Genomic DNA, 15,776 nt, shown 5'->3' on the forward strand with positions numbered 1-15,776 from the left:
TAAATGGGTTCGCCACTCCGGAGCCGCGGGTGAGATCCTGGGACACGGTATGTCTACTTCCTTCGCCGACCTGCAGACCCTTCTGGCCCAGGTCTCCCTGCGCGACGCCCACCGGCTCGGCCGCCGTCTCGAAGGCGTCCGCCGCATCCGCAAGCCCGAGGCCAGGCAGGCCGTCCTCGACGAGATCGCCGCCGAGGCGGCGAAGGCAGCCACCCGTACCGCCGCGCGGGCCGCCCGGGTGCCCGAGGTCACGTACCCGGAGCAGCTCCCCGTCAGCCAGAAGAAGAGCGACATCCTGGAGGCGATACGCGCCCACCAGGTCGTGATCGTCGCCGGTGAGACGGGCTCCGGGAAGACCACGCAGATCCCCAAGATCTGCCTGGAGCTGGGCCGCGGGGTGCGCGGCATGATCGGGCACACGCAGCCCCGCAGGATCGCCGCCCGCACGGTCGCCGAGCGCGTGGCGGAGGAGCTGGGCACGCCCCTCGGCGAGGCGGTCGGCTGGAAGGTCCGCTTCACCGACCAGGTCGACCCGGACGCCACCTTCGTCAAGCTGATGACGGACGGCATCCTGCTCGCCGAGATCCAGACGGACCGCGAGCTGCGCGCGTACGACACGATCATCATCGACGAGGCCCACGAGCGGTCGCTCAACATCGACTTCCTGCTCGGCTACCTCGCCCAGCTCCTGCCCCGCCGCCCCGACCTGAAGGTCGTGATCACCTCCGCGACGATCGACCCCGAGCGGTTCTCCCGGCACTTCGGGGACGCCCCGATCGTCGAGGTCAGCGGCCGCACCTACCCCGTGGAAGTGCGCTACCGGCCCCTCCTCGAAGAGGACTCCGAGGAAGCCGACCGGGACCAGGTCACCGCGATCTGCGACGCCGTCGACGAGCTCCAGGCGGAGGGGCCCGGCGACATCCTGGTCTTCCTCTCCGGCGAGCGGGAGATCCGCGACACCGCCGACGCGCTGATCAAGAAGAAGCTGCGGAACACCGAGGTCCTGCCGCTCTACGCCCGGCTGTCGCACGCCGAGCAGCACCGGGTGTTCCAGTCGCACGCGGGGCGGCGGATCGTGCTCGCCACGAACGTGGCCGAGACGTCCCTGACCGTGCCCGGCATCAAGTACGTGATCGACCCGGGCACCGCCCGCATCTCCCGCTACAGCCACCGCACCAAGGTGCAGCGGCTGCCGATCGAGCCGGTCAGCCAGGCCAGCGCCAACCAGCGCAAGGGCCGCTGCGGCCGCACCAGCGACGGCATCTGCATCCGGCTGTACTCGGAGGACGACTTCCTCGCCCGCCCCGAGTTCACGGACGCGGAGATCCTCCGGACGAACCTCGCCTCCGTCATCCTCCAGATGACCGCGGCCGGGCTCGGCGACATCGAGAAGTTCCCCTTCATCGACGCGCCCGACCACCGCAACATCCGCGACGGCGTGCAGCTCCTCCAGGAGCTGGGCGCCATCGATCTGGCGCAGAAGTCCTCCCCGGAGGGGAAGCCGGAGGGGAAACCGGAGGGGAAGAGGGGGCAGCGGCTCACGCAGCTCGGGCGGAAGCTCGCCCAGCTCCCGGTGGACCCGCGGCTGGCCCGCATGGTCATCGAGGCCGACAAGAACGGCTGCGTGCGCGAGGTCATGGTCATCGCGGCCGCCCTCTCCATCCAGGACCCGCGCGAGCGGCCCGCCGAGAAGCAGGCGCAGGCCGACCAGCAGCACGCCCGCTTCAAGGACGAGACGTCCGACTTCCTCGCCTACCTCAACCTGTGGCGCTACCTCCGCGAGCAGCAGAAGACCCTGTCGTCGTCGGCGTTCCGCCGCATGTGCAAGGCGGAGTACCTCAACTACCTGCGGATCCGTGAGTGGCAGGACATCTACAGCCAGCTCCGCACGGTCGCCAAGCAGATGGGGATACACCTCAACGAGGACGACGCGGGCGCCCAGCAGATCCATGTGTCGCTGCTCGCCGGGCTGCTGTCCCACATCGGGATGAAGGACATCAAGGACGGCGCGAAGAACGAGTACCTCGGGGCGCGCAACGCGAAGTTCGCGGTGTTCCCCGGCTCGGCGCTGTTCCGCAAGCCGCCCCGCTTCGTGATGTCGGCGGAGCTCGTGGAGACCTCCCGGCTGTGGGCGCGGGTCAACGCGAAGATCGAGCCCGAGTGGATCGAGCCGCTCGCCGGGCACCTGCTGAAGCGCACCTACTCCGAGCCGCACTGGGAGAAGGACCAGGCGGCCGTCATGGCGTACGAGAAGGTCACGCTGTACGGCGTGCCGATCGTCGCCCAGCGGAAGGTGAACTACGGGCGCATCGATCCCGAGGCGTCCCGGGAGCTGTTCATCCGGCACGCGCTCGTGGAGGGCGACTGGCGCACCCACCACAAGTTCTTCGCGGACAACCGCAGGCTGCTGACCGAGGTCGAGGAGCTGGAGCACCGGGCCCGGCGCCGGGACATCCTCGTCGACGACGAGACCCTCTTCGACTTCTACGACCAGCGGGTGCCCGAGCACGTCGTGTCGGGCGCGCACTTCGACTCGTGGTGGAAGCACAAGTGCCGCGAGGAGCCCGAACTGCTCGACTTCGAGCGGGAGATGCTGATCAACGAGAAGGCGGGGGCGGTCACCAAGGCCGACTACCCGGACTCGTGGCGGCAGGGGCGGCTGGAGTTCCGGGTGACGTACCAGTTCGAGCCGGGCGCGGACGCCGACGGCGTGACCGTGCACATCCCGCTCCAGGTGCTGAACCAGGTCGTGGACGAGGGCTTCGACTGGCAGATCCCGGGCCTGCGGGAGGACGTCGTGACGGAGCTGATCCGCTCCCTCCCGAAGCCGATCCGCCGCAACTACGTGCCGGCGCCGAACTTCGCGCAGCGGTTCCTGGCCGTGGCGGAGCCCAGCGCCGAGCCGCTGACGACCGTGCTGGCCCGCGAGCTCCAGCGGATGGTCGGCGTCCCCGTATCCGGTGACGACTTCGACTGGGCGAAGGTCCCCGACCATCTGAAGGTCACGTTCAGGATCGTCGACGAGCGGCGCCGCAAGCTGGCGGAGGACAAGGACCTGGAGGCGCTCCAGCTGAAGCTGCGCCCGAAGGCCCGCCAGGCCCTGTCGCAGGCGGCCGCGGCCGCTGCGGCGGGCCCCTCGGGCTCCGGCCAGTCGCTGGAGCGCACGGGCCTGAAGGACTGGACGATCGGGACGCTCACCCGGGTCTTCGAGGCCAAGCGCGGCGGCCAGCCCGTCAAGGCGTACCCGGCGCTGGTCGACCAGGGCGAGACCGTCGCCGTACGGCTCTTCGACACGGAGGCCGAGCAGGCGCGCGCCATGTGGCAGGGCACCCGCAGGCTGATCATGCTGAACATCCCGGTGAACCCGGCGAAGTTCGCCTCCGACCGGCTGACGAACCAGCAGAAGCTGGCGCTGTCCCGCAGCCCGCACGGTTCCGTGCAGGCGCTGTTCGAGGACTGCGCGACGGCGGCCGCGGACCGGCTGATCGCCGACCACGGCGGGCCCGCGTGGGACGAGGAGTCGTACCGGAAGCTGTACGACAAGGTGCGCGCCGACCTCGTCGAGCTGACCGTCCGCACGGTGGACCAGGTCCAGCAGGTCCTGGCCGCGTGGCAGTCCTGCGAGCGCCGTTTGAAGGCCACGAACAGCCTGGCGCTGATCAACAACGTCCAGGACGTGAAGGAGCAGCTGGCGCGCCTGATGCCGCCCGGCTTCGTCACGGCGACCGGGCTGCGGCGGCTGCCGGACCTGATGCGCTACCTGGTGGCGGCCGACCGCAGGCTCCAGCAGATGCCGACGTCCGTGCAGCGGGACACCACGCGCATGGAGAAGGTCCACGAGATGCAGGACGAGTACGCCTGGCTGCTGGAGCAGTTCCCGAAGGGCCGCCCGGTGCCGCAGGAGGCGCTCGACATCCGCTGGATGATCGAGGAACTGCGGGTCAGCTACTTCGCGCACGCCCTGGGCACGGCCCATCCGGTGTCGGACAAGCGGATCGTGAAGGCCATCGACGCGCTGGCGCCGTGACCGGGCGGTGCGGCGGTCCGGGTGACCGTGCGGTCGCCTTGAGTGAAGTCGACCGCGCCCTCTGACCTGGGGTACAGTCTTCCTCGCAGCCAGGGAACACCAACGGGCTGCGAAACCTGGTCCTGTGGAGCAGTTTGGAGTGCTCGCCACCCTGTCAAGGTGGAGGCCGCGGGTTCAAATCCCGTCAGGACCGCAGCAGATCGAGAGGCCCGCACCGCCAGGTGCGGGCCTCTCGTCGTACGCGCCTCTCGTCGTACGCGCCTCTCGTCGTACGCGCCTCACGTTGCCTGCCGGGGGCCGCGGGCCCGCGCGCACGTCGGCCGCCGGGCCCCTGCGGGCCGTACGCGGGGGCACCGTTCCTCGCGCCGGTCTCAGCGGCCCTCGGCCGGGACGCGGACCACCGCGGTGCCGCCCTCCAGGTCCACGGGGGTGCGGCGCGGGGGATCCCCGCCCCCGTCCTCGTCACGCAGCACCAGGGCCGACCGCCGCTCCTTCAGCTCCGACTGCCCGCCCGCCGACATGCTCGCGTGCAGCTGCTCGCACCCGGTCGCCGACATCCGGCCGGCGCGTGCGCCGTTGCCCGCGGCAGCACGCCCGCCCTGCCCCGCGCAGCAGCAGCTGGTCCGCGAACGCCGGCGCGGTCAGCAGCAGGACCGGTCCCGGCAAGGGTCGTGAAGACGACGGACTCCATGCCTCAGCATCCGCCCGGGACCCCCTGGAGGCCCCGCACTGAGGGCCCAACGGCCCTGGGCGGCCGGGGCGGTGGCGGACAGGGTGGGAGGCGGTACACCCCTGGCGGCGGAGGCCGCGCCACGGGGCGGGACCGCAGCCGGAATGCGACGGGCCGTCTTGACGGGCCCCCTCGGTCCCGGTACCCCATCAGCAGGGCGCCGGTGCCCTTCAGCGGAGGTGACGCGCATGGCGGCAGCCACGGCCAGGCACGAGACCCGCGCGCTGCTGCGGGCCCACCTCGCGGCGGCCTCGGGTGCGCGGGGCTACCGGCACCAGACCCAGCGGTGCCCCGTCTGCCACCGCCTGCAGAAACTCGCCGAACTCAGCGAGCTGCCCCCGCTGCTCGCGGAGCCGCCCACGCCGCACCCGCCCCGCCACCGCCTGGGGAGCCCTTCCGGCACCGGCGGTGAGCCGCCCACGCTTCCCTGACCCGGGGTCTGTTGACGGTGCGCCAACACCGGTGACACGCCGGCGCGCAAGGCTTCGGCGGTGTGACGGGAGTCACGGAACCTTTTTCAGAAAGCGCTTCCCTTACCCCCTCCCTACAACGACCCAATTTAATACGTGCAATTGCACTCCCCCGATGGCCGCCCGCTCGGGACCGCGCCCCACCCCCTCCGGAGCGCCCCGCACTCCCCGCCGCGCTCCCGCACCACCCCGCAAGGCGCCCCCGGGACACCCGCGCCACCCGCCGCGGGGCCCCGGGGCGCGCGGGGCCACCCCCGGAGAGAAGACACCGGGGCCTGGCGCGCGACACGCTGCGCCCACCGCCTTCAGGGCACAAAAAAATCGCGCCGGACCCGGCGGAGTCCGGCGCGAGCGCCGACGGCGACCCGTTGGGGCGGGCGGCCGTCAGTGGAGCCAAAAGCGGGCGAGCCGAGTTGGGGGACCCGGACAAGCCCGTTTCACAGGGGTGTGGAGAGAGTTCAGGCCTCGCTGCGCTGCTGCGGAATGCCGGCCAGCAGAGCGCGGACCTCCGCCTCGCGGTACCGGCGGTGCCCACCCAGGGTGCGGATGGACGTGAGCTTGCCTGCCTTCGCCCAGCGGGTCACCGTCTTCGGGTCCACGCGGAACATCGTGGCGACCTCGGCAGGGGTGAGCAGCGGCTCTGCATCAGGGGTGCGAGCGGTCATGAGCGGCCTCCTCGGGAGAACCGACGTTCTCGGTTCTTTCCTCTAAATTCTGCACCTTGACCCGCGTTGCCCGAAATGGCAGACGCGGGCCGAGTCGGTTATAGGACGAACGGCTTGTCCTCGGCACTACAACTACACCATCTGTCCAGCCACGTTCGGCCAAACCGATGGAATTGCCCTCTCAGGTGTCCATCAGCGGCGGAAGCCGATGGACCATGCCATAGCGGACAGTCACGTCACAGTGACGATCAGTCACAGAGCGATCAGGAGCCACCAGACCCCCCATAGCGTGCAATGCTGAGCCTTCCGTCCATATGCGGACGGAAGGAGCCCTCCCCGGACTCCTTGTCCTATTTTGGCACGAGGTCGGGTGATCGACGCAAGAGCCGTTGTTAGTGCTATCCATCACCCTTGAGGCATAGGTCCGGTATCGGGTAAGGGCCTCTCAGCCCCCACCCGGCCGCCCCGCCCCGGCCGCCCCGGCCGCCACCCGAGGACCCGGCCGCAGCCCGACCGGGCCGCAAGCTCAGCTCGCCGACTGCAGGTTCCGCACCGCGCGCCAGCGCTCCGCCAGCCGCTCGTACGCCGCGCCCGCGGCCTCGCCGTCCCCGGCCCGCAGCGCGGCCATCCCCTCCGCGACGTCCGCGGCCGACCGGTCCCCGGCGAGCCACTCGGCGGACAGGGCGTACACCAGCCCGCCGTAGTCCAGTTCGACCAGCGCCCGGGGGTGGAACTCCTCCAGCCACCGCCCCACATCTACCAAACCCTCGGTGAGCGGTCCCTCGTCCATCGCGTCCCGCAGTGTCTTCAGCGACCGCGCCACCCGCCGCCGCGCCTGCACCATCGGCGTCCGGTAGCGCAGCACCGCGGCCTTGCCGGCGCCGCTGCCCGGCACGTACTCCCGCTCCTCGTCCGCGAAGAGGGTGAACCACCGCACCGGCACCTGCCAGGTGGCGCTCCTGATCCAGGGCCGCGCGTCCGGGTTCCGCTCCCGCCACCGCTCGTGGTCCGCCGCCGCCTGCTCCCGCACCACCGGCGGCAGGGCCGCGTCCAGCACCGGGGGCGGCAGCAGCCCCGGCAGCTCGGCCAGGGCCTGCCAGCCCCGCAGACGGGTGCGCCACGGGCAGACGCACACCGTCCCGCCGACCTCGGCGACGAACGCGTCCGCGCTCTCGTGCACCGGCACCGGTACCGGCGGCACGGGCAGCAGGTCGGCCAGCGAGCGGCGCAGCTCGTCCTGGGCCGTGGGCGTCTCCCCGCGCAGGGCGCGGTGCGCGTAGCGCTCCCAGTGCAGGCGTTCGGGTTCGGGGAAGGCGGCGAGCGGCTCGTACACCCGCAGGTAGGAGGCGTAGGGGACGGCGAGGGAGGAGTCAGCCGGCATGCCGGAATCCTTCCACGCCGGTACCCGCCGGTACTCCGACGAGGTGATCCTGCGCACTGCGGGATATCTACGCCCAGGTAGCACTTACTCTCTTGCCGAACGGATCGCCTCCCCACCCGCAGGAGGCATCCGGAATCGCCGCTTCGTACTTGGGAGTCACCACCGTGACCGATGTGACCGACGGCGTCCTGCACACCCTGTTCCGTTCGGAGCTGGGCGGCCACGAGCAAGTCGTGCTGTGCCAGGACCGCGCCACCGGCCTGAAGGCCGTCATCGCCCTCCACTCGACCGCCCTGGGCCCTGCCCTCGGCGGCACCCGCTTCTACCCGTACGCCTCCGAGGAGGAGGCCGTCAGGGACGCGCTGAACCTCGCCCGGGGGATGTCGTACAAGAACGCCATGGCCGGCCTGGAGCACGGCGGCGGCAAGGCCGTGATCATCGGCGACCCGGAGCAGATCAAGACCGAGGAGCTGCTGCTGGCGTACGGCCGGTTCGTGGCCTCCCTCGGCGGCCGGTACGTCACGGCCTGCGACGTCGGCACGTACGTCGCCGACATGGACGTCGTCGCCCGCACCTGCCGCTGGACCACCGGCCGCTCCCCCGAGCACGGCGGCGCCGGGGACTCCTCCGTCCTCACCGCGTACGGCGTGTTCCAGGGCATGCGGGCCTCGGCCCAGCACCTGTGGGGCGACCCGACCCTGCGCGGCCGCAAGGTCGCCGTCGCCGGCGTCGGCAAGGTCGGCCACTACCTCGTGGAGCACCTGCTGCAGGTCGGCGCCGAGGTCGTGATCACGGACGTGCGGGAGGAGTCGGTGCGCCGGATCACCGACAAGTACCCGCAGGTGGCCGTGGCCGCCGACACGGACGCCCTGATCCGCACGGAGGGCCTCGACGTCTACGCGCCCTGCGCGCTGGGCGGCGCCCTGGACGACGACACGGTGCCCGTGCTGACGGCGAAGGTGGTGTGCGGCGCGGCCAACAACCAGCTCGCGCACCCGGGGGTGGAGAAGGACCTCGAAGACCGCGGGATCCTCTACGCGCCGGACTACGTGGTCAACGCCGGCGGTGTGATCCAGGTCGCGGACGAGTTGCACGGCTTCGACTTCGACCGGTGCAAGGCGAAGGCCACGAAGATCTTCGACACCACGCTGGAAATATTCGCACGTGCGAAGTCGGACGGCATTCCGCCGGCCGCGGCGGCCGACAGGATCGCCGAGCAGCGGATGGCGGACGCCCGCCGCTGACCCCCGCCCCGCGGCGCCCTCCCCGGGCCACCGCGGGCATCCGCCGCCCTGCACCGGGCACGGCCGCCGGGCACACCCGCGCCGGCGGAGTGCCGCGGATGCCGGCCATCGGGTGAAACGATCACCCGATGGTCTGTTTCCGGACAGGAAGAAAACGCCCGCCGGGCACGCGCCCTTGACAGGGGAGCCCGGCGGGCGGCAGCGTGCGTCCGCGTCGGATTCCTCGGGGAGGCTCCGCCTCTTCGTGCGTTCGTACAGACATCTGTTCGCCGACAGAGAGACAAGACTCACGCCGGTCTGCGGGTCGACCTCAGGAAGAGGTTAAAATCGCAGCTGACCAGCGAGGACGGGGCTCCTCACTGGTTCGGCTCCGAGGCGCGTCATGCGGGCGGCGTACCGTATGGCCGCGGAAGCAGGTACCGTTGAAGCCCTACGGGCCGGTCTCCCCACGGGGAGTCCGTCCCGAATCGTGAACGCGTGTCAAGACTCTGGGGCCGTCGAGCCCTGTCACCGAGGGGGTCGAGCCATGGGGCGCGGCCGGGCCAAGGCCAAGCAGACGAAGGTCGCCCGCCAGCTGAAGTACAACAGCGGTGGGACGGACCTCACACGCCTGGCCGAAGAGCTGGGCGCATCGACTTCGAGTCAGCCTCCGAACGCTGAGCCGTTCGAGGACGACGACGAGGAAGACGACCCGTACGCTCGCTACGCGGAGCTGTACAACACCGACGACGAGGACGAGGAGCACGATCCGTCCTCGCAACGTCGACGCGCTTGACGCCTGAGCCTTTCCGAACCGGTCCGGGGCCCCGCCCCGGACCGGTTTTGACTGCTCAGCTCGCGTAGTCGCCGGTGAGGACGGCTCCCGTCGCACGGTCGCCGCGCTCGGTGATCTCGCCCGCGACCCAGGCGTCGACGCCCCGGTCCGCGAGGGTGGCCAGCGCCACGTCGACCGAGTCGGCGGGCACGACGGCCATCATGCCGACGCCCATGTTCAGGGTCTTCTCCAGTTCGAGCCGCTCGACCCGGCCGGCCTTGCCGACCAGCTCGAAGATCGCGCCGGGGGCCCAGGTGGACCGGTCGACCACGGCGTGCAGGTCGTCGGGGATGACCCGGGCCAGGTTCGCGGCCAGCCCGCCGCCGGTGATGTGGCTGAAGGCGTGCACGTCGGTGGTGCGGGTGAGCGCCAGGCAGTCCAGCGAGTAGATCCGCGTGGGCTCCAGCAGCTCCTCGCCGAGGGTGCGGCCGAGCTCCTCGACCTGCTGGTCGAGGGACATCCCGGCCCGGTCGAACAGCACGTGGCGGACGAGCGAGTACCCGTTGGAGTGAAGGCCCGACGAGGCCATGGCGACGACCGCGTCACCCGTACGGATGCGATCGGGGCCGAGCAGCCGGTCCGCCTCGACGACGCCGGTGCCGGCACCGGCCACGTCGAAGTCGTCCGGGCCGAGCAGCCCGGGGTGCTCGGCGGTCTCGCCGCCGACGAGGGCGCAGCCGGCCAGGACGCAGCCCTCGGCGATGCCCTTGACGATGGCGGCGACCCGCTCGGGGTGGACCTTGCCGACGCAGATGTAGTCCGTCATGAACAGCGGCTCGGCACCGCACACCACGATGTCGTCCATGACCATGGCGACCAGGTCGTGACCGATGGTGTCGTACACGCCCATGCGGCGGGCGATGTCGACCTTGGTGCCGACGCCGTCCGTCGCGGACGCCAGCAGCGGCCGCTCGTAGCGCTTGAGGGCGGAGGCGTCGAAGAGGCCGGCGAAGCCGCCGAGGCCGCCGAGGACCTCGGGGCGCTGGGTCTTCTTCACCCACTCCTTCATCAGCTCGACGGCGCGGTCACCCGCCTCGATGTCGACGCCCGCGGCGGCATAGCTGGCGCCGCCATCGGCACTCACAGTCTGAGACATGGGTTCAGAGCTTTCGTGTCGTACAGCCGGAGGTTGCTGCGGAGAGGGAACGTGCGGAGAGGTGGGTGGGAAGGGAGAGGAAGAGCGACGGCCCTGGCCCGGCCTACGGGCGGCGCAGCGCGTCGGTGGCGGCCGTGGCGGCCGGGGCCGCGGCCAGCTCGGTCTCCAGCAGCTGCTTGCCGAGCAGCTCCGGGTCGGGCAGCTCCATCGGGTACTCGCCGTCGAAGCAGGCGCGGCACAGGTTCGGCTTGGCGATCGTGGTCGCCTCGATCATGCCGTCCAGCGAGATGTAGGACAGGGAGTCGGCGCCCAGGGACCGGCCGATCTCCTCCACGGACATGCCGTTGGCGATCAGCTCGGCGCGGGTCGCGAAGTCGATGCCGAAGAAGCACGGCCACTTGACCGGGGGCGACGAGATCCGGATGTGGACCTCGGCGGCGCCCGCCTCGCGGAGCATCCGGACGAGGGCGCGCTGGGTGTTGCCGCGGACGATCGAGTCGTCGACGACGACCAGCCGCCTGCCCTGGATGACTTCCCTGAGCGGGTTGAGCTTCAGCCGGATGCCCAGCTGGCGGATGGTCTGGGACGGCTGGATGAAGGTCCTGCCGACGTACGCGTTCTTCACGAGCCCGGCGCCGAACGGGATGCCGCTCGCCTCCGCGTAGCCGATGGCGGCGGGGGTGCCGGACTCCGGGGTGGGTATGACGAGGTCCGCCTCGACGGGGGCTTCCTTGGCGAGCCTCCGGCCCATCTCGACGCGCGAGAGGTAGACGCTCCGGCCGGCGATCTCGGTGTCGGGGCGGGCGAGGTAGACGTACTCGAAGACACAGCCCTTGGGCTTCGCTTCTGCGAAGCGGGAGGTGCGCAGGCCGTTCTCGTCGATGGCGATGAGCTCGCCCGGCTCGATCTCGCGGACGAAGCTGGCGCCGACGATGTCGAGGGCGGCGGTCTCGGACGCGGCGACCCAGCCGCGCTCCAGCCGGCCGAGGACCAGCGGGCGGATGCCCTGCGGGTCGCGGGCGGCGTAGAGGGTGTGCTCGTCCATGAACACGAGGGAGAAGGCGCCCCGCACGGTCGGGAGGACCTTCGCCGCGGCCTGCTCGACGGTGAGCGGCTTGCCGTCGTCGTCGGTCTGCCCGGCGAGGAGGGCGGTGACGAGGTCGGTGTCGTTGGTGGCCGCCACCTGGGTGGCGCGGCCGTTCTCCTTGGGGAGGTCCGCGACCATCTCGGCGAGCTGGGCCGTGTTGACCAGGTTGCCGTTGTGGCCGAGGGCGATGGACCCGTGGGCGGTGGCCCGGAAGGTCGGCTGGGCGTTCTCCCAGACGGAGGCGCCGGTGGTCGAGTAGCGGGCGTGTCCGACCGCGATGTGACCCTGGAGGGAGCTGAGGGAGGTCTCGTCGAAGACCTGGGACACGAGTCCCATGTCCTTGAAGACGAGGATCTGGGAGCCGTTGCTGACCGCGATTCCCGCGGATTCCTGACCCCGATGTTGGAGGGCGTAGAGCCCGAAGTACGTGAGCTTTGCGACCTCTTCGCCCGGAGCCCAGACACCGAAGACGCCGCAAGCGTCCTGGGGGCCCTTCTCGCCGGGAAGCAGGTCGTGATTCAGTCGACCGTCACCACGTGGCACGCCACCGAGTGTAGGCGAGACCGAGCACTGGTCCGAATTGGGGATGCGCCGCCGGTACGGGTGGCGGCGGCGGCCGGCTCGGACCGCGGGGCCCGCCGCCCTCCCGCCGGGGCTGCGCCCGCGCCCCGCGAAACACCGCCTGGTCAGGGGAACCCCCGATGTCGCGGCGCCCCGGCGGACGGCCGCGCCGGGTGCCCGGCGAGGGCACCGGAGGCGCCCCGGATGTGACGGACCTCGCACGGGGCCGGGGCGACGGGAGCTGCTTACCGGCGGGTTACTCCAGAGTAGCCGGGTCGGGGGCGGCCGCCGTCCCGCCGGGTGCGGCCGGGGACTGCGGGGTGCGTTCGGTCGCGCCCGGCCGGGCCGGGTCGGGTGCCCACCCGGCGGGCCCCGACGTGCCGGGCGCGGGCGTGCCAGGCGCGGGCGTACCGGTGGGCGTACCGGTGGTGGCGGGCGCTTCGGCGCGGGCGGTGAATCCGGTGCCGTCCGGTGCGGTGGCGGTCAGGGCCCGGTGCTGGATCCGGTACGCCAGGGGGCCTGAGCGCAGCGCGGCGAGCAGCCGTTCCTCCAGCTCGCCGGAGGGCCGCCCGCAGAGCTTGCGGGTGGTGGCGATGCGGCTGAAGACCAGGGTGCCGGGGCTCTCGGTGACGGTGACCTCGGCGGTGAAGGTGTTGCAGCCGAGGCTGCCGCGCGCCTGTCCGTCGGCGCCGAGGGTGAGATGGGCGAGGCCGTCCGTGCCCACGGGCAGGCCGGACGCGGTGTCGTCGGCGGCCGGCCCGGCGAGCAGGCCGTCCACCGTCCACGTGGTGCCGGTGAGCTCGGCGGGCGGCTCCTCGCTGAGCGCGATGGTGTCGCCGTCCTCCGTACGCAGGGTGAGGCGGCCGCCGGCGAGCTCCGTGCGGAGGGCACCGCCGGTGAGGGTCCGCGCCAGCAGTTCCTCGAACCGCTGGACCGGCTCGTCGCAGGCCCGTTCCGTCCGGGTCAGCTCGGTGAGGCGGACGGTGTCGCCGCTGGTCGCGGCCTCGGACGTGAACGCGTTGCAGCCGAGGGAGCCGCGGGCGGCGCCGGGGCTGAACTCGACGTGCGGGGTGCGGGTCGGCGCGCTGGTCCGGGCGCCGTCCACGGTGACGCTGTCGACGGTCCAGTGCACGCCGTGCAGCGGCGGCGGCGCGGGGTCGGGTCCCGGCGCCGCGCCACCGCCCGGACCGGCGGTGCCGCACGCGGCGGTGAGGACGAGCAGCGCGGCGGCGAGGGCGACCGCGGCGACGGGGTGCTGCTGCTTCGTGATCCGCATGCCGCTCTGACGGGACGACCGCCGGAACGGTTCCGCGGGCCCTTCGGCGCGGGCGGTGCGCCCGGTGCCGTCCGGCTGGCCGGTCCCGCGGCCCCTCCCGCGGCACGGGCGCTACGGAACGGCTGCCGCTGCCATAGGCGGGTACCGCTGCCCCGGACTGCTGCCGCCGCTTGCCCGGGACTGCTGCCGCTTGCCCCGGACTGCTGCCGCTCCTTGGGCGGCCGACGGAACGGGCCGGGGACGGCCGGCGAGATCCGGGCGCCGGGGTCCGGCCGCCGGGGTCCGGCCGCCGGGGTCCGGGCGCGGGGGCGGAGGCGGGGGGTCCGCGGCGGGTGGGGCTTCGGGCACCGGCCGGTGCCCGGGCCCGGCCCGCGGAGTCGACCGCCCCGGGCCGCCCCCGCGCGGCTCAGCCGAGGACGGGCAGGTGCGACGACAGGTCGGCGCGTTCGCCGCCGGCCGTGAGCTGTGCCTGCTCCACCGCCTCGGCCCAGGCCGTCCGGCCCGTGGCGAGCCGCAGCCAGGTCAGCGGGTCGGTCTCGACGACGTTCGGCGGGGTCCCCCGGGTGTGCCGGGGCCCCTCGACGCACTGGACGACCGCGTACGGCGGGACGCGCAGCTCCACCGAACCGCCCGGCGCCTGCACGGCGAGCGCGTCCGCGAGCAGGCGCGTGCAGGTGGCGAGCGCCTGGCGGTCGTACGGGATGCCGAGCCCGGTGGCCGCGTTCAGGTCGTCGGTGTGGACGCAGAGCTCGACGGTGCGGGTCACGAGGAAGTCCCCGAGGCGCATCCCGCCGAAGCGGGTGGTGATGAGCTGCTCGTCCCGGCCGGACGCGAGCGCCGCGGCGAAGTCCTTCTCCGTCTGCCCGTACAGCTCGGCGAGGCCGCGCGGGCCCTCCGCCGCCCCGGCCAGCTCCCGGGTGTCCTCGTCGACCGCCGATGCGTACCCCCGTGTGGCGGCCGGCCAGTCCATGAGGCCGAAGTCCCGGGACGCCGGCTCCGGCCCGGTCACGCCCCGGACGACGGAGCGCAGCACCATGGCGACGTGCGCGGCGAGTTCCCGCACGGTCCACTCGCCGAGCCGGGTGGGCAGCGCCAGTTCGTCCGGACCGAGCGTCAGGACGGCGTCGCGGACGTTCCCGAACTGGGCCAGCACGGCGGCGCGGGTCCTGGCGGGGTCGTAACTGCGGGTGCTGCGGGCGGTCTTCTTGGCCGGAGGCATGCTCCGAGGCTACTCGTGCGCGGCGGCCCCGCGGCAGCGTCCCGCCGAAGCGCGCACCCGCAGCCGCCGCGTCAGGAGGTGCTGCGGAGGGCCGCCCAGGTCTGGGGGCCGACAATGCCGTCGACGCTCAGGCGGGCGGCGCGCTGGAAGGCGAGGACCGCGTTCCTGGTGCCGGCGCCGAAGTCGCCGTCCACGCCTGCCGAGCCCACGCTGTAGCCGCGCTTGCTGAGCATGCACTGCACCTGGGTCACGCGCGCCCCCTTGTCCCCGTACTTCGTCTCCCCGGTCCCGGAGTAGAAGGTGCAGTCGGTGATCCAGGCGGGCGTCGGGGAGGCCGGCGGTGCGGAGGTGGCGCCGCCGGAGGTCCGGGCGGTGGCGGTCCGCGTGGCGGTGACCGTGACCGCCGGGGCCGGGTCGGGGGCGGCCGGCGCGGCCGGGGCGGCGGCGTCCCGCGAGGCGCTGGGGGCGGGCTCCTGGGCGTCGGGGCCGGCGGAGGAGGCGGCCGGGGACGGTGCGGGGTCCGCGGAGGCGTCCCCGCCCTCCGGCAGTGCGGCCACCTCGCCGTCCCGGGTGTCGCCCCCGCCGGACGGCCGGGCGGGCGCGGGCGAGGAGTCGGCGACCGGCAGGGCGTCGGCGGGCCCGGCGGGCGGGCCCGGCCGGGTGAGCAGCACGGCACCCACCACCACCGCGCACACGGCGACGGCGGCCGCCGCGATGTAGTACGGCTTCCTGCCGCGGCGCCGCGGGCCAGGCGCGGTGGTGCCCGGGTACGCGGGCGGCGTGGCGGGCCCGAACCCTCCGCCCCCGCCGTGAGCCTGCGGCGGACCGGGGAAGGGCGCAGCGGCGTACGCGCCGGACGGCGGCGCCGCGGGGCCCGTGCCGGGATGCGTGCCGTGCTGCGCGCCCAAAGGCCCGGGGGCGTGGGAGCAGGGGGAGGCGCGGGCTGCTCGAAGTGGCCCTGGTGTACGGCGTGTCCCGGGTGCGACTGGTGCGACTGGTGCGCCTGCTGTTCGGGATGTATTCGGTGCGCCTGATGCTCAGGATGGACCTGGTGTGCCTGATGCTCAGGGTGTGCGTGGTGTTCAGGGTGTACTTGGAGTTCGTCGTACGCCCTGCGGCGCGCGGCCACCTGCGATCCCAGCGGCTCCGGCCACGGGTCCGCTGCCGGTTGGCCGGCCGCCGCCGCCAGCAGCCGGTCGGGGCCGG

At 72.8% G+C, this 15,776-nt stretch carries 12 protein-coding genes and 1 tRNA gene; 5 read left to right on the top strand and 8 right to left on the bottom strand.

The genetic code is table 11. The features are described 5' to 3' along the window. The first annotated feature begins 49 nt into the window (after nt 1-49). Both hrpA and L6E17_RS16810 read left to right on the top strand, forming a co-directional pair. Nucleotides 50-4,027, top strand: coding sequence for an ATP-dependent RNA helicase HrpA (gene hrpA, locus L6E17_RS16805; protein ID WP_236241569.1), 3,978 nt, complete (start codon nt 50-52; stop codon nt 4,025-4,027). Between the two features lie 118 nt (nt 4,028-4,145). Further along, nucleotides 4,146-4,220: transfer RNA gene (locus tag L6E17_RS16810), tRNA-Asp, on the top strand. A gap of 178 nt (nt 4,221-4,398) precedes the next feature. On the opposite strand, the gene L6E17_RS30995 is transcribed toward L6E17_RS16810, so the two are convergent. Continuing rightward, a complete protein-coding gene (locus L6E17_RS30995) occupies nt 4,399-4,584 on the bottom strand; it encodes a DUF6191 domain-containing protein (protein WP_308315887.1) in 186 nt (61 codons plus the stop codon). Nucleotides 4,585-4,945: 361 nt separating this feature from the next. On the opposite strand from L6E17_RS30995, the gene L6E17_RS16820 reads away from it, so the two are divergent. Next, entirely contained in the window at nt 4,946-5,188 is a 243-nt protein-coding gene (locus tag L6E17_RS16820; RefSeq protein ID WP_236241570.1) for a DUF6274 family protein, read from the top strand. Nucleotides 5,189-5,685: 497 nt separating this feature from the next. Here L6E17_RS16820 and bldC read toward each other — a convergent pair whose 3' ends face one another. Both bldC and L6E17_RS16830 read right to left on the bottom strand, forming a co-directional pair. Then, nucleotides 5,686-5,892 (bottom strand): developmental transcriptional regulator BldC, encoded by a 207-nt coding sequence (gene bldC / locus L6E17_RS16825; protein ID WP_003949541.1) that lies wholly within the window; start codon nt 5,890-5,892, stop codon nt 5,686-5,688. 526 nt (nt 5,893-6,418) lie between these two features. After that, nucleotides 6,419-7,273: a hypothetical protein gene (locus L6E17_RS16830; protein WP_236241571.1), complete on the bottom strand. Its 855-nt coding sequence runs from the start codon at nt 7,271-7,273 to the stop codon at nt 6,419-6,421. Nucleotides 7,274-7,437: 164 nt separating this feature from the next. Here L6E17_RS16830 and L6E17_RS16835 point away from each other — a divergent pair, with 164 nt between their 5' ends. Beyond that, entirely contained in the window at nt 7,438-8,517 is a 1,080-nt protein-coding gene (locus L6E17_RS16835) for a Glu/Leu/Phe/Val dehydrogenase dimerization domain-containing protein (protein ID WP_236241572.1), read from the top strand. Nucleotides 8,518-9,043: 526 nt separating this feature from the next. Next, nucleotides 9,044-9,292 (top strand): DUF3073 domain-containing protein, encoded by a 249-nt coding sequence (locus L6E17_RS16840; protein ID WP_268985315.1) that lies wholly within the window; start codon nt 9,044-9,046, stop codon nt 9,290-9,292. A gap of 55 nt (nt 9,293-9,347) precedes the next feature. Here the strand turns inward: L6E17_RS16840 and purM are convergent, their stop codons facing one another. From purM to L6E17_RS30575, 5 genes are all read right to left on the bottom strand, one after another. Continuing rightward, nucleotides 9,348-10,427, bottom strand: coding sequence for a phosphoribosylformylglycinamidine cyclo-ligase (gene purM, locus L6E17_RS16845; protein WP_236241574.1), 1,080 nt, complete (start codon nt 10,425-10,427; stop codon nt 9,348-9,350). A gap of 103 nt (nt 10,428-10,530) precedes the next feature. After that, a complete protein-coding gene (gene purF / locus L6E17_RS16850; RefSeq protein WP_236241575.1) occupies nt 10,531-12,057 on the bottom strand; it encodes an amidophosphoribosyltransferase in 1,527 nt (508 codons plus the stop codon). 274 nt (nt 12,058-12,331) lie between these two features. Continuing rightward, nucleotides 12,332-13,351 carry an META domain-containing protein gene (locus L6E17_RS16855; RefSeq protein WP_236241576.1) on the bottom strand — a complete coding sequence of 340 codons (1,020 nt, stop codon included), beginning with the start codon at nt 13,349-13,351 and terminating at the stop codon, nt 12,332-12,334. A 406-nt stretch (nt 13,352-13,757) separates the two neighbouring features. Beyond that, nucleotides 13,758-14,570, bottom strand: a complete 813-nt coding sequence (locus tag L6E17_RS16860) for a maleylpyruvate isomerase family mycothiol-dependent enzyme (protein WP_236241577.1) — start codon at nt 14,568-14,570, stop codon at nt 13,758-13,760. Between the two features lie 71 nt (nt 14,571-14,641). Beyond that, the gene (locus L6E17_RS30575) at nt 14,642-15,478 is read right to left on the bottom strand and encodes a peptidoglycan-binding protein (protein WP_268985260.1); all 837 of its coding nucleotides are present in this window, start codon (nt 15,476-15,478) and stop codon (nt 14,642-14,644) included. Between the last annotated feature and the right edge of the window lie 298 nt (nt 15,479-15,776).

The organism is Streptomyces sp. CC228A, assembly GCF_021390935.1.
Lineage (GTDB): Bacteria > Actinomycetota > Actinomycetes > Streptomycetales > Streptomycetaceae > Streptomyces.

Excerpts from the sequence above, each read along its gene's own strand:
- hrpA (WP_236241569.1), top strand. The coding sequence starts at position 50 with ATGTCTACTTCCTTCGCCGACCTGCAGACCCTTCTGGCCCAGGTCTCC.
- L6E17_RS30995 (WP_308315887.1), bottom strand. The coding sequence starts at position 4,584 with ATGTCGGCGACCGGGTGCGAGCAGCTGCACGCGAGCATGTCGGCGGGC.
- L6E17_RS16820 (WP_236241570.1), top strand. The coding sequence starts at position 4,946 with ATGGCGGCAGCCACGGCCAGGCACGAGACCCGCGCGCTGCTGCGGGCC.
- bldC (WP_003949541.1), bottom strand. The coding sequence starts at position 5,892 with ATGACCGCTCGCACCCCTGATGCAGAGCCGCTGCTCACCCCTGCCGAG.
- L6E17_RS16830 (WP_236241571.1), bottom strand. The coding sequence starts at position 7,273 with ATGCCGGCTGACTCCTCCCTCGCCGTCCCCTACGCCTCCTACCTGCGG.
- L6E17_RS16840 (WP_268985315.1), top strand. The coding sequence starts at position 9,044 with ATGGGGCGCGGCCGGGCCAAGGCCAAGCAGACGAAGGTCGCCCGCCAG.
- purM (WP_236241574.1), bottom strand. The coding sequence starts at position 10,427 with ATGTCTCAGACTGTGAGTGCCGATGGCGGCGCCAGCTATGCCGCCGCG.
- L6E17_RS16855 (WP_236241576.1), bottom strand. The coding sequence starts at position 13,351 with ATGCGGATCACGAAGCAGCAGCACCCCGTCGCCGCGGTCGCCCTCGCC.
- L6E17_RS16860 (WP_236241577.1), bottom strand. The coding sequence starts at position 14,570 with ATGCCTCCGGCCAAGAAGACCGCCCGCAGCACCCGCAGTTACGACCCC.